Annotated in this window: 26 protein-coding genes and 2 pseudogenes; 16 read left to right on the top strand and 12 right to left on the bottom strand. The window is 61.2% G+C overall.

Features of this window, described 5'->3' with window-relative positions:
• Window positions 1-10 precede the first annotated feature (10 nt).
• Together CATRI_RS12080 and exaC are read left to right on the top strand one after the other, a co-directional pair.
• On the top strand, window positions 11-454 hold the full coding sequence (locus CATRI_RS12080) for a heat shock protein transcriptional repressor HspR (RefSeq protein WP_290217921.1): 444 nt from the start codon (window positions 11-13) through the stop codon (window positions 452-454).
• 260 nt (window positions 455-714) lie between these two features.
• Entirely contained in the window at window positions 715-2235 is a 1521-nt protein-coding gene (gene exaC, locus CATRI_RS12075; protein ID WP_290217919.1) for an acetaldehyde dehydrogenase ExaC, read from the top strand.
• A gap of 56 nt (window positions 2236-2291) precedes the next feature.
• On the opposite strand, the gene CATRI_RS12070 is transcribed toward exaC, so the two are convergent.
• Together CATRI_RS12070 and CATRI_RS12065 are read right to left on the bottom strand one after the other, a co-directional pair.
• Window positions 2292-3455, bottom strand: coding sequence for an alpha/beta hydrolase (locus CATRI_RS12070; protein ID WP_290217917.1), 1164 nt, complete (start codon window positions 3453-3455; stop codon window positions 2292-2294).
• Window positions 3455-3712, bottom strand: a complete 258-nt coding sequence (locus CATRI_RS12065) for a hypothetical protein (protein ID WP_290217915.1) — start codon at window positions 3710-3712, stop codon at window positions 3455-3457. The genes CATRI_RS12070 and CATRI_RS12065 overlap by 1 nt, the downstream gene beginning before the upstream one ends.
• Before the next feature lie 91 nt (window positions 3713-3803).
• Here CATRI_RS12065 and CATRI_RS12060 point away from each other — a divergent pair, with 91 nt between their 5' ends.
• On the top strand, window positions 3804-4607 hold the full coding sequence (locus tag CATRI_RS12060) for a carbon-nitrogen hydrolase family protein (RefSeq protein WP_290217913.1): 804 nt from the start codon (window positions 3804-3806) through the stop codon (window positions 4605-4607).
• Here CATRI_RS12060 and CATRI_RS12055 read toward each other — a convergent pair.
• Window positions 4593-5774, bottom strand: a complete 1182-nt coding sequence (locus tag CATRI_RS12055) for an FAD-binding oxidoreductase (RefSeq protein ID WP_290217911.1) — start codon at window positions 5772-5774, stop codon at window positions 4593-4595. The genes CATRI_RS12060 and CATRI_RS12055 overlap by 15 nt on opposite strands.
• A 124-nt stretch (window positions 5775-5898) precedes the next feature.
• Here CATRI_RS12055 and CATRI_RS12050 point away from each other — a divergent pair, with 124 nt between their 5' ends.
• From CATRI_RS12050 to CATRI_RS12035, 4 genes are read left to right on the top strand one after another with little or no spacing between them, the layout of a single operon-like run.
• Window positions 5899-6705: an ABC transporter ATP-binding protein gene (locus tag CATRI_RS12050; protein WP_290217909.1), complete on the top strand. Its 807-nt coding sequence runs from the start codon at window positions 5899-5901 to the stop codon at window positions 6703-6705.
• Window positions 6702-7340, top strand: a complete 639-nt coding sequence (locus CATRI_RS12045) for an ABC transporter permease (protein ID WP_290217908.1) — start codon at window positions 6702-6704, stop codon at window positions 7338-7340. Before CATRI_RS12050 ends, CATRI_RS12045 begins: the two co-directional genes overlap by 4 nt.
• Entirely contained in the window at window positions 7337-7984 is a 648-nt protein-coding gene (locus CATRI_RS12040; protein ID WP_290217906.1) for an ABC transporter permease, read from the top strand. Before CATRI_RS12045 ends, CATRI_RS12040 begins: the two co-directional genes overlap by 4 nt.
• Window positions 7981-8892 (top strand): ABC transporter substrate-binding protein, encoded by a 912-nt coding sequence (locus CATRI_RS12035; RefSeq protein WP_290217904.1) that lies wholly within the window; start codon window positions 7981-7983, stop codon window positions 8890-8892. Before CATRI_RS12040 ends, CATRI_RS12035 begins: the two co-directional genes overlap by 4 nt.
• Here the strand turns inward: CATRI_RS12035 and CATRI_RS12030 are convergent.
• The 3 genes from CATRI_RS12030 to CATRI_RS12020 are packed head-to-tail and all read right to left on the bottom strand — an operon-like array spanning window position 8889 to window position 10830.
• Entirely contained in the window at window positions 8889-9284 is a 396-nt protein-coding gene (locus CATRI_RS12030; RefSeq protein ID WP_290217902.1) for a VOC family protein, read from the bottom strand. The genes CATRI_RS12035 and CATRI_RS12030 overlap by 4 nt on opposite strands.
• Before the next feature lie 19 nt (window positions 9285-9303).
• On the bottom strand, window positions 9304-10299 hold the full coding sequence (locus CATRI_RS12025; RefSeq protein WP_290217900.1) for a helix-turn-helix domain-containing protein: 996 nt from the start codon (window positions 10297-10299) through the stop codon (window positions 9304-9306).
• Window positions 10300-10329: 30 nt separating this feature from the next.
• The gene (locus tag CATRI_RS12020; RefSeq protein ID WP_353959750.1) at window positions 10330-10830 is read right to left on the bottom strand and encodes an alpha/beta hydrolase fold domain-containing protein; all 501 of its coding nucleotides are present in this window, start codon (window positions 10828-10830) and stop codon (window positions 10330-10332) included.
• A 44-nt stretch (window positions 10831-10874) separates the two neighbouring features.
• Between CATRI_RS12020 and CATRI_RS12015 the strand changes: the two are divergent.
• Window positions 10875-12116 (top strand): annotated as a pseudogene (locus CATRI_RS12015) (IS3 family transposase).
• On the opposite strand, the gene CATRI_RS12010 reads toward CATRI_RS12015, so the two are convergent.
• Entirely contained in the window at window positions 12103-12687 is a 585-nt protein-coding gene (locus CATRI_RS12010; protein ID WP_290217898.1) for an alpha/beta hydrolase, read from the bottom strand. The pseudogene CATRI_RS12015 and the gene CATRI_RS12010 sit on opposite strands and share 14 nt — an antisense overlap.
• 359 nt (window positions 12688-13046) lie before the next feature.
• Between CATRI_RS12010 and CATRI_RS12005 the strand changes: the two genes are divergently transcribed.
• Window positions 13047-13511, top strand: coding sequence for an ASCH domain-containing protein (locus CATRI_RS12005; RefSeq protein WP_290217896.1), 465 nt, complete (start codon window positions 13047-13049; stop codon window positions 13509-13511).
• On the opposite strand, the gene CATRI_RS12000 is transcribed toward CATRI_RS12005, so the two are convergent.
• The 3 genes from CATRI_RS12000 to CATRI_RS11990 form a co-directional block, all read right to left on the bottom strand.
• Complete coding sequence (locus CATRI_RS12000) at window positions 13508-14869, bottom strand: HNH endonuclease signature motif containing protein (RefSeq protein ID WP_290217894.1); 1362 nt, start codon at window positions 14867-14869, stop codon at window positions 13508-13510. The genes CATRI_RS12005 and CATRI_RS12000 overlap by 4 nt on opposite strands.
• Before the next feature lie 189 nt (window positions 14870-15058).
• Window positions 15059-15415: a DUF3054 domain-containing protein gene (locus CATRI_RS11995; RefSeq protein WP_290217892.1), complete on the bottom strand. Its 357-nt coding sequence runs from the start codon at window positions 15413-15415 to the stop codon at window positions 15059-15061.
• 242 nt (window positions 15416-15657) lie between these two features.
• A complete protein-coding gene (locus CATRI_RS11990; RefSeq protein WP_290217890.1) occupies window positions 15658-15948 on the bottom strand; it encodes a metal-sensitive transcriptional regulator in 291 nt (96 codons plus the stop codon).
• 129 nt (window positions 15949-16077) lie between these two features.
• Here CATRI_RS11990 and CATRI_RS11985 point away from each other — a divergent pair, with 129 nt between their 5' ends.
• The 7 genes and pseudogenes from CATRI_RS11985 to CATRI_RS13665 form a co-directional block, all read left to right on the top strand.
• Window positions 16078-16263, top strand: coding sequence for a DUF8730 family Cys-rich protein (locus CATRI_RS11985; protein WP_290217888.1), 186 nt, complete (start codon window positions 16078-16080; stop codon window positions 16261-16263).
• Between the two features lie 97 nt (window positions 16264-16360).
• Window positions 16361-16477: a DUF8730 family Cys-rich protein gene (locus CATRI_RS13670; protein ID WP_494337460.1), complete on the top strand. Its 117-nt coding sequence runs from the start codon at window positions 16361-16363 to the stop codon at window positions 16475-16477.
• Window positions 16478-16514: 37 nt separating this feature from the next.
• Window positions 16515-17945 (top strand): MBL fold metallo-hydrolase, encoded by a 1431-nt coding sequence (locus tag CATRI_RS11980; RefSeq protein WP_290217886.1) that lies wholly within the window; start codon window positions 16515-16517, stop codon window positions 17943-17945.
• A 35-nt stretch (window positions 17946-17980) separates the two neighbouring features.
• Window positions 17981-18769, top strand: a complete 789-nt coding sequence (locus CATRI_RS11975; RefSeq protein ID WP_290217884.1) for a sulfite exporter TauE/SafE family protein — start codon at window positions 17981-17983, stop codon at window positions 18767-18769.
• Window positions 18770-18919: 150 nt separating this feature from the next.
• A complete protein-coding gene (locus CATRI_RS11970; RefSeq protein WP_290217882.1) occupies window positions 18920-19255 on the top strand; it encodes a rhodanese-like domain-containing protein in 336 nt (111 codons plus the stop codon).
• Between the two features lie 263 nt (window positions 19256-19518).
• Entirely contained in the window at window positions 19519-21048 is a 1530-nt protein-coding gene (locus tag CATRI_RS11965) for an IS1634 family transposase (protein WP_290216554.1), read from the top strand.
• A 118-nt stretch (window positions 21049-21166) separates the two neighbouring features.
• A pseudogene (locus CATRI_RS13665) lies at window positions 21167-21304 on the top strand (hypothetical protein); the annotation flags it as partial.
• 110 nt (window positions 21305-21414) lie between these two features.
• On the opposite strand, the gene CATRI_RS11960 reads toward CATRI_RS13665, so the two are convergent.
• Both CATRI_RS11960 and CATRI_RS11955 read right to left on the bottom strand, forming a co-directional pair.
• Window positions 21415-22476 (bottom strand): LLM class flavin-dependent oxidoreductase, encoded by a 1062-nt coding sequence (locus CATRI_RS11960; RefSeq protein ID WP_290217880.1) that lies wholly within the window; start codon window positions 22474-22476, stop codon window positions 21415-21417.
• An 8-nt stretch (window positions 22477-22484) separates the two neighbouring features.
• Complete coding sequence (locus CATRI_RS11955; protein WP_290217879.1) at window positions 22485-23651, bottom strand: NAD(P)-binding domain-containing protein; 1167 nt, start codon at window positions 23649-23651, stop codon at window positions 22485-22487.
• Window positions 23652-23659 lie beyond the last annotated feature (8 nt).

Below are 23659 nucleotides of genomic sequence, written 5' to 3'. Positions count from 1 at the left end.
GACGAACGTTATGAGTAACAGGGATAAGTCGGCAACGAATGACCTCGGTGAGGTGTTCGTCATCTCGGTGGCCGCCGAACTCACCGGCATGCACGCGCAGACCTTGCGTACCTACGATCGCATTGGTCTGGTGAGCCCAGCGCGCACTTCCGGTGGGGGGCGCCGCTATTCTCGGCGCGATATCTCCATGCTGCGGACCATTCAGCGGCTCTCCCAAGAGGAGGGTGTCAATCTGGCGGGCATCAAGGCCATCATCGAGCTCAGCCGGGAGAATGAGCAGCTCCAGGAGAAGCTCGAAGAAACCTTGAAGGTAAACCGCGAGCTGCGTGCCCGGGTGGAAAACGCCACCTCTCCGCGGCGTGGTGAACTCGTTCATGTGCCGCGCTCGACGGCGCTAGTTATGTGGGAGCCGCGCCTGGGGCGTCGACAAGACAGGATGACTGTCACCCCCTAGCGGTTGGGCATCCGGAACCCCGGGTCGAAAAGTGTCTTAAGGACATTTTTCGACCCGGGGTTTGGCGTTGGGGAGATGGCTGTGGGGTGGAGCGGGGGGAGGAGCGTGGAGCAACCATGCTGGTTGTGGCTTGGCTAACCTTGCTAGGTTACCCCTTTGCAAAGGTGTGGATACAGATCTTCGCATCTGTGGCAGGGGACACAGTACGGTGTGGGTAGCACCACAATCATGCCTCCCCACCGTGAAAGGACACACCAATCATGACCGTTTACGCCAATCCAGGAACCGAAGGCTCAATCGTCAACTTCCGGGACCGCTACGACAATTTCATCGGTGGACAGTGGGTCCCGCCGGTGGATGGCGAGTACTTGGACAACATCACCCCGGTGACGGGCGAGGTCTTTTGTCAGGTGGCGCGCGGCAAAGCGGCTGACATCGAGTTGGCCCTCGACGCTGCACACAAGGCGGCTCCCGGGTGGGGCAAGACCTCCCCGGCCGAGCGCGCCCTAGTCTTGCACCGCATCGCCGACCGCATCGAGGAGCACCTTGAGGAGATCGCCGTCGCCGAGACTTGGGAGAACGGCAAGGCCGTCCGCGAGACTCTCGCTGCCGATATCCCGCTCGCTGTCGATCACTTCCGCTACTTCGCCGGTGCCACCCGCGCGCAGGAGGGTCGCCTCTCGCAGATCGATGAGAACACTGTGGCCTACCACTTCCATGAGCCGCTCGGTGTCGTTGGGCAAATTATCCCTTGGAACTTCCCCATCCTCATGGCGACCTGGAAGATTGCTCCGGCCCTGGCTGCGGGCAATGCCATCGTCCTCAAGCCTGCGGAGCAGACTCCGGCTTCCCTGCTTTACGTGATCGACATCATCGCCGACCTCCTGCCTGACGGCGTACTTAACATCGTCAACGGCCTCGGCGAAGAAGCTGGCGTGGCCCTGACCGCCTCGGACCGCATTTCCAAGATCGCCTTCACCGGCTCCACCGCCGTGGGCAAGATCATCAACAAGTCCGTCGCGGAGCGCATCATCCCCGTCACCCTGGAACTAGGTGGCAAGTCCCCGTCGATCTTCTTCCCCGACATCATGGAGAAGGACGACGCCTTCCTAAACAAGTGCGTCGAGGGCTTCGCCATGTTCGCCCTCAACCAGGGCGAAGTCTGCACCTGCCCGTCCCGCGCCCTCGTCCACGAGTCCATCGCCGACCAGTTCCTCGAGCTCGGCGTTGAGCGCGTGAAGAAGATCAAGATCGGCAACCCCTTGGACACCGAAACCATGATGGGCGCTCAGGCTTCCCAGGAGCAGATGGACAAGATCACCGAGTACCTCGACATCGGACCTGCTGAGGGTGCTCAAACCCTCACCGGCGGCCACGTTAACAAACTCGATGGCCTGGAGAACGGCTACTACATTGAGCCGACCGTGTTCAAGGGCGACAACACCATGCGGATCTTCCGCGAGGAGATCTTTGGCCCCGTCCTCTCCGTCGCCACTTTCAAGGATTACGAGGATGCTATCCAGGTGGCCAACGACACCAACTACGGCCTCGGTGCCGGTGTCTGGTCCCGCCACGTCAACCTCGCCTACCGCGCCGGCCGCGACATCCACGCTGGCCGCGTCTGGGTGAACCAGTACCACAACTACCCAGCTCACGCCGCATTCGGTGGCTACAAGGAGTCTGGTATTGGCCGCGAGAATCACCTCATGATGCTTGGTCACTACCAGCAGACCAAGAACCTTCTCGTGTCCTACTCGGAGAATGCCGTCGGCTTCTTCTAAGCCGGTTCAACCGGGTGCCCTCCCCGGCGGGGAGGGCACTTCTGGTTAGCAGGTCCCTAGCTCCGAGAGCTGAGGCCTCTTAGTTTGTCGAGGAAATGCGGGTCCTCCCAGTAGGAGGAGTGATCACCGCTGGGGGTGCCTGGCCAGACCTCTGCCCCGAAGCCTGGAGAGGTCGGGTCCGGGCCCTGGACGCCAGCTGCCCAGCCGACGATGTCACCGGGGTTGGTCATGGCGTGCACCCGCGGAGCATCTCCCAGGAGTCGCAGTTGGGACGCATCGGACACCCCTGCGCCGGGGCTTCCCACCAGCACGACATCATCGGCATGCAGGCCCGCCTCGGATCTGGCCGCGTTGCCCACCACCACCGACCCGTAGCTGTAACCGACGACGATGCGCCGCTGCCCGGGATGTCGTCGGGCCAGTTCTTCCTGGAAGCCGCGGAGCTGGGGTCCGGCCATTCGCGCGGCGGCCGGATTGAGCGCCTCGGCGGCGTTGCTGGGTGCCGGGTAGCCCAACCACAACACGGCCGCGCCACCGGTGGCTCCCGCCACGGCGCGGGCGCGAGTAACTTGAGTTGCCCACCCGGCCGGGTCGGATGAGCTGACGCCGGCGACGACGGTGGTCACTGACTCGGAGGTGTCGATGTCGCCGATGGCGGCGACTAATCGGCCGTCGGAAGCTTCTAGAAGTCGCAGGTCCGGGTTGGCCTCAGCGAGTTCGCTTAGGTGGGGAGGGGCAGTGAGTAGGCGCAGCTCATGAACGGCGTCGATGGGCAGGTCGGGTAGGTCGGCGAGGCGCTCCCCTGGATCAAGGGTGCCAGCCCCGTCCGCACACAAGATGCCGATTTGGCGGGCGCACGCCCAGTCGAGGGCCTCGCCGAGCATGCGGAGGGAGGTCAGGGTGCGTTGAATACTGGGGTCGTGTTCGCTGAGCGTTCCGATGGCTCCCAATACGCGTTCGCGCATTTGGTCGAGGTGTTCCTGGAGTCCGGCGGTGGTGCTTAAGACAGAGGCGACGCGGACCATCTGACCGGGAGGTGAGTTCAGGCCTTCGCTTAGTCGCCCGAGGCGCGCTATGGCGGCGTCGGCGCCCTCGCCGCGAAAGCCGGCATCGTGGAACTGCGACCAGCCGCGAGAGACCCAGGCAGCTTGTTCCCACAGCTGCCCGGCGTCGGAGGTGAGGAGGCGGGCGTTGTGGCGGAGGGTAGGGGCGCTGAGCATCAAGAACCACCCAGGGCCCGGGCGAGCCGCAGATCTTCCGCGGCCGCCCGCTGGCTGAAGTGGCGGATGTCGAGCAGTTGAGAATGCAGGGAGTTTTCCGTGCGCCGATGGCCTTCCCGCCATCCGACAGTGGCCCGCGCCAGGGCCGCTCCTGTCCGCGTGGCCGCTTCGACAGGAATGTCAGAGGGAGCAAGCAGGCGGCGACTGAGAAAGGTAGCCAGTAGGTCGAGGGCAATGGGGTGGATTACTAGGTTCATGGGTCCAGTTTCACCAGCGTGTGGCCCAATGCTCAAGCGTCGGACGAGCCAGCCTGTGGATAACTTTCGGCTATCCACATATCGTGGGGCCATGAAAATTGGAGTGGTGCAATTCGAGTCCGGAGCGGATATCCTCGACAATTTGGCCCGTGCCCAACAAGAGATCCGCGAGGTCGCCGAGCAGGGAGCCCAACTCATCGTGTTTCCCGAGGCCACGAGCCAGGCCTTTGATACCGGACGGCTGGACACCCAAGCCCAGGAACTCGATGGCGAGTTTGCCACCGGCATCCAAGAAACCGCCCGTGAACTGGGAGTAACGGTCGTCGCGGGGATGTTCCGCCCCGCCGACACCGTCGAGCGGGATGGAAAGCAGATCAATCGCGTCACCAACACCGCGCTGATCACGGGGCCGGACATTCACACCGGCTACGACAAGATCCACACCTTTGATGCCTTCAACTATCGCGAGTCCGACACCGTCAAGCCCGGCACGGACTTGTCGCTTATCGACGTCGGCGGGGTCACCGTCGGCATCGCCATCTGCTACGACATCCGCTTCCCCGCGCAGTTCCAAGAACTAGCGCGCCGAGGCGCGCAGGTCATCCTCGTTCCCAACAGCTGGATGGATGGGCCCGGCAAGCTGGAGCAATGGCGCATCCTCACCGCCGGGCGTGCGCTCGATTCCACGGCGTGGATCGTGGCGGCCGGGCAAGCGCGCCCGGGAGGGGAGGACGCAGCTGGCGAAGCCAGCGGGCCGACCGGCATTGGGCATTCGTGCGTGGTGGGGCCAACGGGGCGTCGAGAAGCGGAGGCCGGGTACGGACCGGAAACCTTTGTTGTTGATCTCGATTTAGAGCAGGTCAGCCAAGCTCGGCGCTCACTACCCATCCTCTAGGCGAGGCCACTGGTCCGCGATTTCCCACGCCTGCGTCTGGATGTTCTCAGGCGGGGTCTCGCCGGCGATGAGGGCGGCGACGGTGCGGTGGACCCTGGCGGCCTCGCCCACCACGAGCACCTGGCGATCCGCCCACGCACCATAGGAAGCGACGACCTCGCCAACCTGGCCCGAAACCCGAAGGTGGAGGCCGCGGGGGACCTCGGGGGTATCGCCCGGGATGCCCACCCACCACGGATCGGTGTCATGTTCCACGACGGGAACCACCGACAGCCACGACGTCACCATCGCGAGATTCCACAATCCCATGAGGTCATAGAGCTCGCCCGGGTACTCCGCGGCCACGAACAGATGAACGCGGGGGCGGTGGCGCTCGGGCGGCCAATCGAGCATGTCAAAAAGAATGGCGCGCAGGGGAGCGAGGCCGGTGCCATGCGCGATCATCAACACATCTCGCTCACCGTCGATGCTCAAGTCGCCGCCCGGCGCGCCGAAGTTCCAATAATCGCCCGGCTTCGGCGTGGCCAGAAGCTGGGAGACGTGGCTGCCCTCCACCGTGCGGACGTGGAACTCCAGCTGCCCGAAGTCGTTGCTGGGCAGGGCGGGGGAGAGGGTACGCCACACGCCCGGCAGATAAGACGTGGTCACTGGCAGGTACTGGCCGGGGCGGTAATCCACCGGCAGTCCGGCCTCCAGGCGCACGACGCTGATGCGGCGACTACGACGCTGCACGCCCTGGACCTCGGCGGAAAACACCGGCGCGATCCCCTCCCGATCCGCCTCCTGCGCGGCCGCCGCCATGACGGAGCAGACCAGCTCCACGGCCCGGCTCGCGGCGTCGACCTCCGGGACCTCCATCACGCGCAATCCGTGCTGCAGGGCGGTGGCAAAAGCGGGATAGATCTCGGCGGGGAAGCCGTGCCGTCGGTGATCGCGGCCCAGGTGACGGAGCTTGTCCAGGAGCTCCGGCGGCAGGGCGCCGGTGCGTGGGGTGCGTTCCATCACCCATGCCACCGCACCGGCCAAATCCCGGTGGGTATCGCGCAAGGAGATGGGAAACACTTGCCGGGCCTCTAGAACATCCTGGTAGAAGCGCTGCTGAACGGCATCGCGAAACTCGTCACTTCGGGCGCGCAAAATCTCACCGACAGATTCGAGGGTTTCCATGCGCTCCATTGTGCCTTGGTCAGTTACGGCAGGAGGATATTCGTTCCCACGCATGGGTGAAGTGGGTACAATCGGACCCTTATCGCGTTCACAGCCCCTTAAATCCCACCAGGAAGATTCCACGATGATCGAGTTCGACGCCGTGACCAAGGCCTACCCGGGTTCTCCTGCACCGGCCGTCGAGGGCTTTTCCCACCGCGTGGTCGCCGGGTCGATCACCGTCTTTGTTGGCCCTTCGGGATGCGGCAAGACGACGCTGCTGCGCATGGTCAACCGAATGGTATCCCCCGACTCGGGGCGGATCTTGGTCCGTGGTGAGGACATCGCGGGGGTTGATCCGGTGACGTTGCGGCGCTCTATCGGCTACGTCATGCAGCACTCCGGCCTGCTGCCGCATCGCACCGCCCTGGACAACGTCGCCGCTGTTGCCCGCCTCAATGGTGCGACAAAATCCCAGGCGAGGACGCGAGCGGCCGAGATGCTCGAGCTCGTCGGCCTCGATCCCGACCTGGGATCGCGCTATCCCGCAGAGCTCTCCGGCGGACAGGCCCAGCGGGTCGGGGTCGCTCGCGGGCTGGTATCTTCCCCGGACATCTTGCTCATGGACGAGCCCTTCGGCGCCGTCGATCCAGTGGTTCGGCGGGGGTTGCAGGAGGAGATTCTCGCCCTCAAGGAAACGATGCAAACGACGATCCTCATGGTCACCCACGACATCGACGAGGCATTCCTGCTTGGCGACGAAGTGGTCTTGCTCGGCGAGCGCGCGGAGGTTCACCAAGTCGGCGTCGCCGAGGACTTTCTCCTGCGCCCGGCCTCCGACTACGTCCGGGACTTCGTGGGTGCCGATTCCCGCGCATTGTCGGTGGAGGTGCGCGACGGCCGCGACGTCGTCGTCGATAAGCATGGCCGCGTCAAAGGCATCCTGCAATGAACTGGCAATGGATAGCCACCAACACCACCAGGATCGGCGAACTCACCCTGGACCACCTGGCCCTATCGTGGCCGGCGATCCTCGCGTCCTTCCTGCTCGCGCTACCGATCGGCTGGCTGGCGCACCGTTTCCGCCCCGCCCGCGAAGTCGTCGTCGTGGCCGCCGGCCTGCTCTACGTCGTGCCCTCGCTGGCCTTGTTCGTGGTCATGCCGCTGTTGTTGGGAACCTCGATCCTCTCCCCGCTCAACGTCATCGTCGCCATGACCCTCTACGGCCTCGCCCTGCAAATCCGCTCCACCGCCGACGCCTTCGATACCGTCCCCGGAGACGTCCGCCAAGCCGCCATTGCGATGGGCTACCCCACTTGGCGTCGCATCCTCGGCGTTGAACTGCCGCTCGCCGGACCCGGCCTGCTGGCCGGGATCCGGGTTGTCGCGGCGTCGACAATCTCTTTGGTCTCCGTCGGTGCGCTCATCGGCGTGTCCTCCCTGGGCACGCTGTTCACCGAAGGTTTCCAGCGATCGTTCCCCACGCAGATCATCGTCGGCCTGCTGGGCACGGTGTTGCTGGCAGTGCTTATCGACGCCGCCCTCCTCCTCATCGGCCGCCTCACCATGCCGTGGAGGCGTTCATGATTTCCTACCTCACTGATCCCGCCAACTTCTCCCTCATTGCCTCCCGCACCGTCGACCACCTGGCGTATACCGCGTTGGCCGTGGGACTAGCCCTCGTCATCGCTTTGCCCCTCGGGCTCTGGGTGGGACACACCGGCCGCGCCGCGAACGCCGTCGTCGGGGTCGCCGGGGCTTTGCGAGCCCTCCCGTCCCTCGGCCTGCTCACCTGGCTCACCGTGCAACTGAGCTTCGGCGTAAGCCTTCCATTAATCCCCGCCACCATCGTGCTCGTGATCCTGGCGGTCCCGCCCCTGCTCGCTGGGATTGTCACCGGGCTCCAGGCAATTCCCCGCCCTGTAGTCGACTCCGCGCGAGCCTCCGGGTTCAGCGAGAGACAGATCCTCACCGGCGTGGAACTCCCCCTCGCCGCCGCCACGATGATGGGCGGCCTCCGCTCCTGCGTCGTCCAAGTCCTAGCCACGGCGACAGTTGTTGCCTACATTGGTTTATCGGGACTCGGTCGCTTTCTTATTGACGGACTTGCACTACGCGATTACCCGCAGATGCTCGCCGGAGCACTCCTGGTGACGGTCCTAGCGCTCATCGTCGATGTGGTTCTCGCCTCGCTGCAACGATCACTTCAACCTCAAGGACGTGTGACATGAAGAAACGTTTAGCCGCTATCGCCGCCTTCGCTCTGGTACTGACCGCCTGCTCCTCCCCATCCGACCCGCTGGCCACCGAATCCAGCGATGATGTCATCACCATCGGCACCGCCAACTTCCCCGAGTCCGAAATCATCGGCCAAGTCTGGGCGCAAGCCCTCGAAGATGCCGGCTTCCAGGTTGAAGTCACCTCTGCCATCGGCTCCCGCGAGGTTTACCTCCGCGCGCTTGAAGAGGGCAGCGTCGACCTCGTCCCCGAATACGCTGGCAACCTGGCACAATTCTACGGCGCTGACTTGCCAACCGGCGCCACCCCCGCAGACGTCGACACGGCCTTGTCCGAGGTCCTGCCCGAGGGATTGTCAACTGGAAACCTCGCCGAAGGGGAATCCAAAGACTCCTACCGCGTCACTCGCTCGCTTGCCGACGACCGCGGCCTCACCACCCTCGCCGACCTCAGCAAACTCGACCAGGTCCGCATCGCCGCCAACCCCGAACTCGCCGAACGACCCTACGGCCCCCGCGGCCTCACCTCCGTCTACAACGTCGACGCCTCCACCATCACCATGGTCCCCATCTCCGACGGCGGCGGACCCCTCACCATCGCTGCTTTGACCAGCGGATCAGCTGACGTCGCCGACATCTACACCACCTCGCCGCTCCTCGACTCCGCCGGTAACGAGATCGACCTCGTCACCCTCGACGACCCCGAGGGTCTCGTCCTCCCCCAGAACGTCCTCCCCCTCATGCGCTCAGGTGCCCTCCCCGACGGTGCCGTCGACGCCATCAACGGAGCTTCCGCCCTCCTGACCACCGACGCCCTCGTCGCCATGAACCTCCGCAACATCGGCAAAGAAAAAGCCGAAGCCCCGGTCATTGCCCGCGAATTCCTGGAGGAGAACTCCTAAGGCTCCTGTGTCGCGAAGAGGTCGACGGAGTTGCCATCCGGGTCCAACAGGGTGGCATAGCGCTGCCCCCAAAACGCATCCCACGGAGCGACGTGGCCCGAGAATCCGGCATTCACCATCGTCTGATATGCCGCATCCACCTCGGCCGGGGAGTCCTTCTTAAACGCCAGCGCAATGCGGTGGCCACCCGTCGGCGGAACATAATTCGGATCGAAGGTCCGGATCGTATCCACGGTATCCCACGCCAGCGCAGTTCCGTCGGCCAACTGCGCATCAACATGCGGAGCGCCATCCTGATCGGCGGCGATCTCCACCCCGAGCGCCCGATAGAAGTCCAATGAAGCAGCCATATTTGACGTCACAATTCCGATGAATCCCAGTCGTAGTGTCATGGCTTCGACTATAGGTCTGCTACTGGCGGTGAAGTCGACGCATGACGAGCGCCAGGTGCAAACGCATCCTGCCTTCGGTGTCACGAATGTTCCACCCAAGCAATCGCTCCGCTCGGAGGAGACGCTCCTGCAACGTTGAATGATGGACTCGCAAAAGGTCGGCAGCAGCACGAACGCTTGTTGCGATTGAAAACGTATCCAACGTCTGGATCATCCACGGAACTTCACGGCCGGCAACTTCCAGGGCATTGACGTCCGGGTGTCGCGGGGATTCCGGACCAAGAGTCTGCGCAAGAACCAAGAAACCGCCCGCACTCTCGGCGAAAACGACCCGCGGTCCCGGATCCAATTCCGTCCCATCGGCCGTGAGACGGAATGCCAATTGCGCCGCCAAGGCAGACTCAGGAAGCTCCTCGACTGGAGCCGTGTACCCGATTGCCACCCGTTTTCTACCTTGCCGCGAGATGAAGGACTGAGTTGTGGACTCCTCGACGATCTTCACCTGTCCTCCCGTGAGGACAATAGGTCGCAGACGTTGGGGATTTAAACCCAATTGTTTGACAGCGTGACGACGATCCTCCAACGCAACCCCAGCATCGATAGCCAATTCGCACCAGGCATCCGCATCTTTTCGGGCGTTCGCCGATACCCTCTTACGTGACAAAATGTGGTTGACCGCACCCGCAGCTCGCTCCAACACCAAAGGATCCAATGGCTGAGGCGGACCGTCTCGCTCAATCCAAATAGTGCCGACTACTACATCGAGGGAAGTACTGAGCCACTCTGGATCAAAAGAAGTCCCCATCGTGGGAATTCCATCGGCGGTAACTCTGATTTGGGTCTGTTGATCGGCGTAGGAAATCCCGACGCCGCATCCCGTGAGCTTTGCGGCCGCCCGCGCAATGGCATGCACGCCTACTTCTTGAGCGAGAAGTTCCTCGAAGTAAGAAATGACCCGCAAGGCCGCGCCTGCCTCCGGGTCAAGGCTATCCAGCCAGATTGTCAGATCGCGCATGGGTACATACTGTCACGAGTCACAGGGCCCCTAAGACTGATAGAGGCGCCGAAGCCAGTCCAAGCGTGCCGCTTTCGCGGTCTGGGAAAGCGCAGTATGTGGAGCCAAACCGTCAAAACCGTGGAAGCCACCAGGCCACACATGCAGCTCAGCAGTACCGCCTGCCTGCCAGATGCCATTGGCATAAGCGACATCCTCGTCGCGGAACGTCTCCGCCGAGCCGACGTCGATGAATGTGGGCGGGAGTCCAGATAGGTCTGTCGCTCGGGCTGGTGCAGCGTATTGCGACACATCATCGCTGCCACGTGCTTCGCCCAGCAATGCCGTCCAGCCCGCCAGATTGGAACTACGATCCCAGAATCCAAGTCCCTCCATTTGCAGGGCTGAATACGAGTTGTTGCGATCGTCGAGCATAGGACATATCAGCAGCTGGCCGAGCAGGGTGGGTCCCTGACGATCGCGGGATAACAGTGTTACTGCGGCGGAAAGCCCTCCCCCGGCGCTGGGGTCTGACCCCTTAGTGGTGGACACACTGAACCCAGCATCACGCTGGGAAAGTGAGGTACCTTTCCACCATGCCACGCAAGACCTACACCGAGCACTTCAAACGAGACGCAGTCTCGCTCTACGAGTCAACACCGAAAGCCACGATCAACACGATCTCCTCCGACCTCGGGATCAACCGCAACTCGCTACGCGCCTGGCTTGACACCTTCGGAACCGGGACAAAAACCAACACCGACGGCGAGAAAATTGCCAGCCCAATCGCCGCAGCAAACAGCGCACGCACCAGCATGGAAGGACTCTCCGATGTAGAACGCATCCGCCTGCTGGAGCGTGAGAACGCCAAACTCCGGCAGGAACGAGAAATCCTGCGCAAGGCGGCCAAATATTTCGCGGAAGAGACGAACTGCTAAGCCGCTTCCATTTCGTTGACGACTACCGAGACCTCTACGAGGTCAAGCGGCTATGTGAGGTCCTCAAAGATCAACCGGTCCTCCTACTACGCATGGAAGCAAGCTGCCCCTTCCCGCCAGCAACGCCTGATCGTTGATGCGGTCCTGGGAGCAGAAATCAAGACTGTGTTCGCGGCCAACAACGGCTGCTACGGGATCAAACGCGTCACGGCCGCCATCAACTCCGTTGATGGCCGTGATCCCTCCCGTGTCAATCACAAGCGTATCGCCAGGCTGATGCAACAGATGGGATTGCGTGGATACACCAAAAAACGCCGGGTTAAAACCACCGTTTCTGCGACACGTGCACCGAGGTTTCCTGACCTGCTCACACGGCGTTTCACTGCGGAGAAACCGAACACGGTCTACGTCGGTGACATCACGTATCTGCCGGTCGCGGACGGGTCGACTATGTACCTGGCCACGGTCATCGACTGCTATTGGTGTCAGTTGACTGGTTTCGCGATCGCCGAGCACATGCGCGTGGAGTTGGTTGAGGAGGCACTGACGATGGCCCGCGGTGTGCGAGGCAGTCTTAAGGGGGCGGTCTTTCACTCGGACCACGGCAGCGTCTACACCAGTCACCAATACCGACGCTTGTGTACCCGGTTCGGTATCACCCAGTCGATGGGTGCGATCGGGACAAGCGCGGACAACTCGCTGGCGGAGTCGTTCAATGCCACGATGAAACGAGAAGTCCTGCAAGATGACCGTGTTTTCGCTAGTCAGCTCGTGTGTCGTCGGGATGTGTTTAGGTGGTGTAGTCGCTATAACACCATGCGTTTGCATTCGTGGTGTGGCTATCGATCGCTCAACGACTTCGAGGCCACGGAATCCGCTAAGATCACTATTGCATCTTGATTAAACCCTGTGTCCACTTTCCAGGGTTCAGGCCCCTGGCTCCAACGACAACGATCTGTGCAGGATTAATGCCCAGTATTTCAGCGTTCTCAACTGTCCACACCAGTCCGGCGTAGCAATCCTCCACAGGGCCCGGGTATGGCGTTTCTGGAGCCAGTCGGTACTCCACGGAAACTACTGCGAGCCCTAGTTCTTTAGCCAACTCGAGCACATATGGAGTTCCGGTCCTGTTATCTCCAATAACCATCCCTCCGCCGTGGATGTGGTAAAGTGCGCCGACCGGGGAAGAAAGTCCCTGTGGCAGACAAATGAGCAGGGAGACATCTGGCGAGCCCTCAGGGCCGGGAACGAGCCGTTCCTCAACTGTGAAGTGGCCTTCCATTGAGAGGAGCTTAAAAATCTCCTCTTCGGTCGGTGTTTCAACGCCAGGGAAGTCACCTCGAAATGTCTCGAGGGTCTCCAACTGAATGGCGTTTGGCGGCATAACCTCGTTGATTTGCTTGAGTACGGAGGCAAGCTCAGCATCGAAGGGAGGTGGCGGACCAATCTTGGGCGAGGATGAGGTAGTCACTCTTAGGCTCCTTAGGTACTAGCTAGTGTGAATTACCTCATTGTTGGCTGGTGTCCTGGATCGCACAACCCTTCTGGCGGCGGGGCTTTTCCGCCAAGTGGCGGGTGGGTCTATCAGCACTTCACTTTGTACTGTTGCGTCTCGAAGGGCACTCGCTCATGCTTGCCGTGGCTCTTAGGCTCATTGCTTATCGAAGTTCGTGACTCAAGTTGCTGTCACGAGAGTGTTTATCCCTTAAGTGCCACGGCGAAGCTCCTCAGAACGGTGTGGTCGGCGAGCAGACCAAGAGCCGCCTGGATTTCCTCCCGGCTGTGTGCAGCGACGGGGTGAAGAAATCGCACTAGATGTAGGCTGACTGCGTGGACAACAGTTCGCTAGTCGAAGAGTTCTACCGCTCGTGCCGGTCGTCCAATCCTGGACTTCCTGATGGCATCCCGGAATCTTGGGCTTTCGGAGCGACTCCCCAGCTTGCCGATGAGCTGTTGGCATTAGTTCAATCAGGGGTGAAGACGGCGACTGCGTCATCGTTGTGGGACTACCAGTACGCTGACGACCCCATTCCGAAAGTGGGGGAACTGAGCATCATTCTCGACGGCCGCGGAATTCCCCGAGTTCTCATTGAAACGACCTCAGTGGAAGTCATGCCCTTTGAGGAAGTCTCTGCTTCGCATGCCTATGCCGAAGGAGAGGGCGACCGAACCCTCAAGCACTGGCGGGAAGTCCATGAGCACTATTGGCGAACCTACTCTGAAAGTCCCAGGGGTTTTGAGCCTGGCATGCCCGTGGTGTGTGAGCATTTCCAGGTTCTGCAGGGGGCCTTCTAAGTCTCCTTGCTGTCAAGGGGGCGTCCCCATTCGGAGCAGCTAGGGCGTTCGTGGGGCGGTGGTGGCCCTTCCCGCTCGATCTGCTCTGTCTTCTGGGCTTGGGACTCCGAGCGGATCCTCGCCCTGCGCTTGGCTATCCGTTGGGACACCGTTTGCAGCCACCGCCGCTCACTAGCAGCTAACGGCCCGTCTCCTTCGGATTCTGCCCAGGACCCGTCATCAAACAAGAAGTACTTCCGCCTCGTCAGCGGGTCCATCACGTAGGTCACCCGACGATCAGTCTTGACCGCATGGTGCTTGACACACAATGGGGCGAGGTTGGCTGCTGTGGTGGGCCCGCCATCGGCGTGATTGATCCGGTGATCCATCTGTGCTCGATGAGCAGGGGCATCACACCCACCGACTGCACACGTCCCATCAAGGCCGATGACGAGGGAGCGGATATTCGCGGGGGTGGCATACGCCGACGAGACTTTCTGAGCAATCGCATCGAGATCAATCTCCACATCAACTCGGTTGAGGAGATTTTCGGTCTGCTTTGCGGTGAGGTACCCGACCCCGGAGACCCATGCTGGGGCGTTCGGGATATCGGATGCTCGGTAGATGTTGAGGGTGACATTCGTTGACCCCTCACCCCTCATCAAGGCCACGAAGGCGTCTGCCTGACTGATCCCATGGGCGATGGCGTGCTTGCGGATACGGAGGTCGATTTCTTGGGCGACGACCCCATCAAGATCAGCGTGGAGGAGTCCTCGGCCGTCGTCGAAGGAGATGGAGACACTATCAACCGGTTGTGGTGCGGGATCCTCGGAGGAGATCGACTCATCGAGCATGGTGATGATCGCATTCAGTCGGTTTTTGATCTTGCCTGGGGTGGGCAGGATCTGATTCGTCCGAGTAGGCGTGAGGAATTCGGCTAGTTCGGTGTCGATGAGGTCGAGGTGTTCGGTGATGGTGGTGTCTGCTTTACACAACACACCGTCAATCGTCTTCAAGCGGACAAGGTCGAGGTGGAAGTACTCCTCCTGAATCTCCTTCAACTTCGGCAGCTCGTTAAGCCGTTGGTGGGCGCTGATCGCGGACATGAGGTAGTGATCCCCACGACCTAGGGAGCGCCGTAGCTTAGCGAGGACGATGTCAATGTCCTCATCACCATTGGGGAGGACTGATTGCCAGAGTTTGTGGTCTTCTTGGCGTATCTGTGTTCCCCGCCGGGCTACTGGGTCATGAGGTGAGCTGACCGCGAAGTAGTGCTGGGGGCCGGCGGCTGCCTCTTTCAGGTGCGCCTCCACCATGGAAAAGCCAATCTCAAGCGTGAGTGGTAGCGCTTTGCCTGGGTAGAAAATGTCACTGCTCATGTTCGTTCACCCCCTTGCCCCTTCGATTAGGTGTTCTAACTCCAATAGTAGAACACAGAATCGAAGTACGCAAGGGGTAGGGCAATGTTTTTGTCCAGGTGGCGCATGTTCAGTGCTGGCAGACTGGCCGCGTTGGCGCTAGTCAGAGGGCTGTGGTGTGTGCAGCTGCGCACAGCACCCCTCTGGGGGCTAGGACTTTGTTTTAGTTCGCTTGTTCGTTAGGCCGCGCCATCCGATGAGTAGGAGGCCGGACATGATGGAGGCGACGATGATGAAGGACCAGTGGGGTGTTTCCCCGTGTCGTAGTGCCCAGATGCCTAGTCCGGTGATGGCGGTGGAGAGCCAGATGATGAGGCCGCCGGGAGCGATGGGGAGTGTGGGCTTTTTCGTTGCGTAGCAGATCGCGTGTCCGGTGATCCCGCCGAGGAGGAATGGCCAGAAGGTCCCCAGGACGTTGAGTGTGGTGAAGGGGGCGTCTGGGGTGTTGTGGGCCAGGCGGGCGAGGATGGCGATGGCATCCGCGAGGATGATGCGAGAGGGGGACACGGGGTTCTCCGGTTTCACGGTTGAGTCCAAGTTGTCCAGCTACCCGACCGGCTGCACCTTGCGCGGTGGTCGGGTTGGATTGGGAGTGGATGACGAGTTCGATGGCGCGTGCTTTGAGCTCGTCGGGGCACCTCTTAGGTTTTGGTGGATTCGGTGGGGATGTGCAGGTTTGCATTCTCCATTTGGCACGGGACATGACAAGGTCCTGTGCTTCCAACTCCTAGCGCGCGCACGCGCCACTCTCATGCGAGGCTGAGGAAAAGCTTCTCGAGCTCGTCCTGACTAGCGCTGTCTTGCCCATCGGGATGTGCAAGGCATTCTTTCAATGCGCTCGAAATAACGAGGAAGCCCGCGCGATCAAGTGCTTTGGATACAGCTGAAAGCTGTTGCACGACGTCTCGGCAGTGCGCATCTGTTTCCACCGCGGTGATGACTGCGGCGAGTTGTCCGTGGGCGCGGCGTAGGCGATTTACCACCTTGCGTTTAGCTTCCGGGTCGTATGTGGTCTGGGCTTCGTCAATCTTCTCGGTCATTGCTAGCTTCCGCTTTCAGTTTATGGAGGCAGGGGTCTTGACAGGAAGCATACCCCCATGGGTATAGTCTGGATACTAGAAGATACCCCCCGGGGTATGGATAGATGTAGAGACCAAGAGGAGTACAACATGTGCCGAGCAGTGAAGTGTCGCACCTGTGGGAAGACGACCTGGGCGGGCTGTGGGCAGCACGTGGAAACGGTGAAGAAGAGCGTGCCGGCCTCAGACTGGTGCAACGGCAAGCACTCACAGGCGCAGATCGACGCGGCGAAAGCTGGACGAGGAGGATTCTTTACCCGGTTCTTCGGCGGCTAAATCACGAAATCCGACTCGCCGACTTCGACGGGCAACTCACACACTGACCCCAGCTAGGCCATGACCATCCCCACAAATCACTAGAAAGGCCTCCATCATGTGCGCAAGAATCACCTGCTCTACCTGCGGTAAACCCACTTGGGCTGGCTGCGGACAACACATCGAGGATGCCCTCCACGGGGTTCCTGAAGCTGATCGCTGCACCTGCCCTTAACGATCTGCACTCGCTTAAGACACGAAAGGAACCAATCATGTTGCTGGAGCGTATCTATGACGAGGATCTCGCGCAGGCGAGCTACTTCATCGGCTGTCAGGCTAAGGGAGAAGCGATCGTTATCGACCCGCGTAGGGATCTCGACGACTACCTCAGCCTTGCGGAGAAGCATGGAATGAGAATCGTCGCGGCCACCGAAACCCACATTCACGCCGACTACCTTTCCGGTACCAGGGAACTAGCGGCGAAGACTGGGGCGCAGATGTACCTCTCTGATGAGGGGGGTCCCGACTGGACGTACGGTCCTGACATGGATGAAGCAGTGCGGATGAAGCACGGGCACCGCATTGAGCTCGGCAACATCACGATCGAAGCAGTTCACACACCCGGGCACACCCCAGAACACTTGTCCTTTCTGGTCACTGACGGCGCCCAGTCAAGCGAGCCTGGATTCATGCTCACCGGCGACTTCGTGTTTGTCGGAGATCTCGGTCGCCCTGATCTTCTCGACGAGGCGGCAGGATTTGTCGACACGCGTTTCCAAGGCGCGAAGGACCTCTTTGCCAGTCTCCGCGATCGCTTTCTGACGCTCCCTGACTATGTGCAGGTGCTACCAGCACATGGTTCTGGAAGTGCTTGTGGCAAGGCATTAGGTGCAATCCCGGCGTCGACCGTCGGCTATGAGCGCAATTTCTCATGGTGGAGCCGGTATCTCGAGAGCAATGACGAGCAAGGATTCGTTGATGAACTGCTCAGTGGACAGCCTGACGCGCACGCCTACTTCGGGCGCATGAAAATGGAAAACAAGATCGGTCCTGCAGTCATGGGGGAGGTGCCGGCGCTCGTCGAGTACACGGCGGAACAATTGACGGCAGAGCTCACTGCTGACGAGGTCATCTTTGTTGATACCCGCAACAACGTTGAGGTGCATGGCGGCACGGTGGCCCGTTCGTTGAACATCCCTGGCATAGATAAAGCTGCCAGCTATGGCGCATGGGTTTACGACCCACTGATCGAGCAGCGCCCACTAGTGCTTTTCGCCGCCGACCGGACCGAAGCAGAAGCGATGCGCGATCACCTCTTCCGCGTCGGTATCGACAGCGCACACGGATTCTTAACCACGCTAGATGGACTCGAATTGGTGAAGCCTCAACTGGTGCAGCCTGACGAGCTTGACAGCTTCGATCGGGTCTTGCTGCTTGATGTACGCAACCGGACTGAATTCTCGGAGGGGCATGTGCCGGGGGCTCGACAAATCTCCGGCGGGCGGGTGCTGTGGAAACTGGACTTGCTACCCGCCAAGGATGCGGGCACGATCGTCACTTACTGCCAAAGCGGTGTCCGCAATAGCGTAGCCGCGAGTGCGCTGCGCCGTGCAGGCTATGACATTGCGGAACTTGACGGCAGCTACGCGCGCTGGGCTGAGATGGGTAACCCGACTGAAGTCGGCGACTCTGTGTCCGTGTAACTGATGCCGCCTTCTATTTGTTCAGGAGTCCGAACATGGAACTGACACTCGTCATCGCGCTGGTTCTTGCGGTGCTCGTCGGAATTTCGCTCGGGCTCCTGGGCGGAGGCGGTTCAATCCTCGCTACACCCATCCTCACCTATGTCCTCGGGATGGAGCCACGACTTGCTATCGCATCGTCGATGTTCATCGTCGGTGTTACCAGTGCCGTCGGCCTGATTGCCCATGCGCGTGCTGGCCGTGTGCGCTGGAAAACTGGATTTGTCTTCGGGGTGGCGGGCATGGCTGGCGCGTTCGCAGGCGGATTGCTTGGCGACGCAATCCCAGGTCCGGTACTGATGATCATGTTCGCAACGATGATGATTGCGACTTCGACAGCGATGATCCGGGGCCGCAAAAAGCGCCCTGACGGCGCTCTCCCAAACAGTGGCGATGCGGCACGGCCGATCGCTCGCATACTGCTAACTGGACTGTTCGTTGGCCTAGCAACCGGACTGGTGGGGGCAGGCGGGGGATTTCTCATCGTGCCAGCCTTGAACCTTCTGGGTGGACTGCCGATGGCGGTCGCAGCCGCGACTTCGCTCTTTGTGATCGTTATGAACACCGCCTCTGGGCTCAGCGGGGCCCTGTTGACGGTGCCGATCGACTGGCCAATCGTGCTCGCCTTCACCGGAATCGCTGTCGCTGGTTCTCTCCTTGGTGCCAGGCTCGCCGGACGAATCCCTGAACGGGCGCTTCGACGAGGATTTGGGTTCTTTGTCTTGGCGATGGGTGCACTCGTTATGGCCCAAGAGATTCCAAACGCCTTGGCAAGTCTCGCGTGAACGAACTATCGAATCCTTGTGATCCCACTGGGCTGCTTTTCTTTTTTGACAAGACCCACGTTCTTCAAGCACTGCGGAGTCTCCTCGCCTGCTGGCTAGGTACTCCGCAGCTTTGCACAACCTGTTTTCATACCGACGAAAGGTCTGCATATGCGTCTTACTCTCACCTCGATCGTCTTCCCTTTGCAATCAAGTGCAGGTAGCGTAGAGGCTTCTGCCGTCGCCGTCATTCTCGACGTGAGAACTTCGGAGGAATATTCGCAAGGCCACCTCGAAGGTGCGAAGCTCCTTGACTTCAATGGTGGAGAGGTGGCCGCCGCCATCTCCAATCTGGATCCAAGCGCTGAATACCTGGTGTACTGCCGGTCTGGAAATCGATCCGGCCAAGCTATTGCACTCATGGAGCAGGCGGGGTTCACCGATCTCACGAATCTGGGTTCCATCGAGCAAGCTGCCGAGGCTACCGGGTTGGAAATCCTGCGCTGAACAGCATGAGCATCGGTTTAGCCGTTGAAGAATTTTGTCTCCTGTGCCTTGCAAACAATCCGGGACTTTCCGGTAGCACTCCTTCGGCATGGTCACTCGGTGCGAAGACGGCGACGGCGACTTCATTATGGGACTGTCCTGACTTAGGCCATTTTGGTGTGGCGCAGACCATCTTGACGTCTGGAACTGGGCATTTTGGCGGTGTGAGGGGCTGTTTGTCAGACTAAGCGGGTAGCAGTGGGGGTGGCAGTAGGCTGTGAATCATGCCACCGAAGATCCGCACCGTACCGACTGCGTCCGGTGCCACGGCTGTGCAGGTCATCTGGGGGTATCGGAATCGAAAACCCGTCCTTGATCACCTTGGCTCCGCCCACACTGATGAGGAACTTAGCCTCCTTCTCGCCCGCGCCCAACGCATGATCGACGGCGATCAAATAGGCCTCGACCTAGGACTAAACGACGAGGTCACCATGCCAGCCGGGACAGGCGCGGTGGATAATCCCGTACCCATTACCAGCGAACGCGCCAACCACCTCATCAACGCCATCCACGGCGCCTACCACCAGCTGGGACTACACGAGGCCACCGATCATGACCCAGTCTTCTACGACCTAGTCACCGCACGGATCATCCACCCCGGTTCGAAGTTCGAATCCATCGAAACCCTCGCCGAAATCGGTGTCGCCTCTGCCTCCTACCGCACCATCCAACGACGCCTACCCGTCTACGCCACCACCGCCTTCCGCGACCAGGTCACAAAGGCACTTGCCACCCATGCTGGGATCGGCCCAGGCGTGATGGTCCTCTACGATGTCACGACCTTGTACTTCGAAACAGACAAAGACGACGACCTTCGGAAACCAGGGTTTTCCAAGGAGCGTCGCCTGGAACCCCAAATCACCGTCGGGTTGTTGTCTGATGCCGCTGGGTTCCCCGTAGCGATCGGGGCGTTCGAGGGGAACAAAGCCGAAACCCAGACGATGTTGCCGATGATTGATCGGCTCAAGGATGCTTATCAGCTTGATGACATCACCATCGTCGCCGACGCCGGGATGTTCTCCGCCGGTAATAAACAAGCCGTCGTGGATGCCGGACTGCACTACATCCTCGGTACTCGGGAGCGTGACATTCCCTATCCGATCCAGGTGTGGAGGCAGGCCAATCCCGGGGCGTCCTACACCGACGGGCAAGTATGGAGGTTTGCTGACCGCACGGGCCGTGGACCCGATGGTATCCCGCATTCGGTGACCTACTACCAGTATTCCTGGGATCGGGCACGCCGGACCTTGAAAGGGATCGATGAGCAGGTAGCGAAAGCGCAGCGAGCTGTCGCAGGTCAAGTGCCGGTCAAACGCAACCGCTATGTGGACTTGAAAGCCCCGAATAAGCAGGTCAACCACACCTTAGCGGATAAACACCGCGCACTAGCTGGGGTCAAAGGCTATGAGACCTCACGGGTAGATCTGAATCCTGAGCAGGTCATCGGGGCGTATCGGCAGTTGTTCAAGATTGAGAAGGCGTTTCGGATGGCGAAGTCGGATCTGAAGGCCCGGCCGATCTTCCATCGGAAGAAGGATTCCATTGATGCGCACTTGACGATTGTGATGGCGGCGATGGCTGTGGGTCATGTGTTGGAGCAGCGCTCGGGGTTGTCGTTGAAGCGGCTGGTGAGAACGTTGAAGAAGTACCGATCGTTCACTATTGAGGTCGCCGGTCAGACTGTTTATGCGCAGTCCCCGGTTCCTGCTGAGGTTGAGGAGATCTTGGCTAAGCTTCCTCGTCTGTCTGACTAATTTGGCCTAAGTCAGGGAAGACGGCGACGGCGACTTCATTATGGGACTGTGCATTTTCTGGCGACGCTGTTTCCGAAGTGGGAAGTCCGCGCACCATTTTTGATGGTCGGGACTACCCCAAGTGCTAATTGAAACGACCTCCGTGGAAGCTCACTCTTTCAGCAAAGTCCTTGTTTCCCGTGCCTTTGCCGAAGGAGAAGGAAGCCGAACGCTGGGGCACTGGAGGAAATGCTCCGAAAGCCCCCACCGGCTTTGAACACGGAATGCCCGTGGTGTGCGAGCATTTCCGGGTTCCGTAGGGGCGTGCTTGGGGGCGCGGAGCGGCTGCAAGGCGAATGAACCGATGGCACATCCACGGGACTTTGCCTAGACGGCGTACCCGACTGCTGGTCCTTCGGTGTTTGGCCGCCAACCGAGGGACGGGGCGACGTGCTCGGCGAAGTTGCTCAGGATGGAGAGGTTGAGGTCGACACCCATCTGGTTGGGGATGGTGAGCATGAGGGTGTCGGCGGCTTGGACGGCTTCGTCGGCAAGCAGTTGTTCGATGAGTTTGTCGGGTTCATCGGCGTAGGTGCGGCCGAAGGTGGACTTGAGGCCGTCGATGATGCCGACGGAGTCGGAGTCTTCGGTGCGGCCGAACATCTGGCGTTCGCGGTCGTTGGTGATCGGGAAGATTGACCGGGAGACGGAGACGCGCGGGGTCCAGTCGTGGCCCGCATCTCTCCAGGCGTCGCGGTAGAGCTGGATTTGCTCGGCTTGGATTTCCGATAGTGATTGTCCGGTGGCTTCGGTGAGCAGCGTGGAGCTCATGAGGTTGACGCCGTCGCGGGCGGCTTGCTCGGCGGTGGGACGAGAGCCAGCGCCCCACCAGATGTGTTCACGCAGGCCAGGGGAGTGGGGGAACACGGGCAGGGGTGTTCCGGCCTGGAACATGCGGGGGTATTGGTCCTCGGCGGAGGCGGCGCGGGCCATGCCGTGGCCGTCGATGGCGGCGAGGAATTTCTCGAACTTCTCGCGTGCCATGTCGGCGCCCTTGGGGTCTTTGGCTCCGGTGTAGCCGAAGGATTCCCAGCCGCGGGCGGCGGGCTCGGGTGACCCACGGGAAACGCCGATGGCGAGGCGACCGTCGGAAAGCAAGTCCAGGGCGGCGGTTTCTTCGGCGAGGTAGAGGGGGTTTTCGTAACGCATGTCGATGACACCGGTGCCCACCTCGATGTGTTTGGTGGAACCGGCGATCGCGCCAAGCAGCGGCATGGGCGAGGCGCCCTGCGGGGCGAAGTGGTGGACGCGGAAGTAGGCGCCGTTGACGCCGATCTCATCGGCGGCCTGCGACAGCTCCAAGGCTTGTTTCAGCATGTCACCGGCACCGGGGCCAGCTTGGTTGCCGATGGCGTAGTGCCCGAAGCTCAAAAATCCGAACGATTTCATGATTGTCCTTAAACTAGTTGGGTGAGATGGTGAGCAGCCCGGCGGCCGGCGAGTCTGCCGGCGCGGGTTGCCCCGACGGTCGAGGCGTTGGAGCCGTATCCGACGAGCAGCACTCGGGGATCACGCGCTGGCGTGACCTCGTCTTTGAGCAGGATTCCTCCGCCGCGTTCCCGCAGCCTCAGTGGGGCGAGATGTCGCAGCGTGGGGCGGAAACCGGTGTTCCAGAAGATGGTGTCCACCTTCAACTGCGTCCCCGCCGGGAAGGGGTCCCATGATTCGGGTACCGCCAACTCTGTGCTTTGCGACGGCCCGAGGCCCTCCGCCTCGCCACTTTCCACCGGACCGAACACCACCCCTGTCGGGGTGATGTGGTCGAACATGCCGCGGGAGACCAGCGTGCCGGCGGCGACGCCGTCGAGGTAGTCCGGGATCTGGGGGATGCCGGTGGTGCGGACGACTGATGCTGGTGTGTGCCCGGCGAAGGTGCGCTCTCGCACTGCATTTTCTATGGCGAGGCCCCAGCCAGCGTCGAACTCCCGGGTGGTGAAGTTCGGCGGGCGACGGGTCGCCCACGTGGTAGTGGCGACGTCGGCAAGCTCAAGGAGGAATTGCACTGCTGAGAGGCCCCCGCCGACGACGAGGACGTGCTGGCCGGCGAAGTCTTCCTTCGCGCGGAAGTTCTGCGTGTGCAGCTGGGTTCCTTGGAATGTCGCGATGCCGGGAATGGTGGGGATGTAGGGACTGTCCCAGGTGCCGGTGGCGTTGAGGAGGATGTCGGTAGTGAAGCTTCCTTCTGGGAGGTGGACCTGCAAGGGCCCTTCGGTGGAGTTGGCAGTGACTGATTGGACTGGTGCGGGTCGCACGACGGCCAGTTCAAAGGCTTCTTCGTAGGTGCCGTAGTACTCGGCGACGAGCTGGGAGGCGGGAGTCTGCGGGTCTGGACGCCGCATGGGTAGCCCCGGGAGGTCGGCGATGCCGTGCGCTTTACCGAGGGTCAGTGAGTCCCACCGATGACGCCAGGCGCCACCGGGGCCCTCGTTTCCGTCGAGCACGATGAAGTCGGACCCCGGGTGCAGGCCGCGGCGCCGCAGTTCATGGGCTGCAGCCAGGCCAGCTTGCCCCGCGCCCACGACGGTGGCCGGGAAGTGGCGGTGGAACAGGTCCTTGGGGCTCATGAGCGCCA

The organism is Corynebacterium atrinae (assembly GCF_030408455.1).
Taxonomy (GTDB): Bacteria; Actinomycetota; Actinomycetes; order Mycobacteriales; family Mycobacteriaceae; genus Corynebacterium; species Corynebacterium atrinae.
The sequence above is the reverse complement of the archived record's forward strand: the minus strand, read 5'-3'. Positions and strand labels throughout refer to the sequence as shown.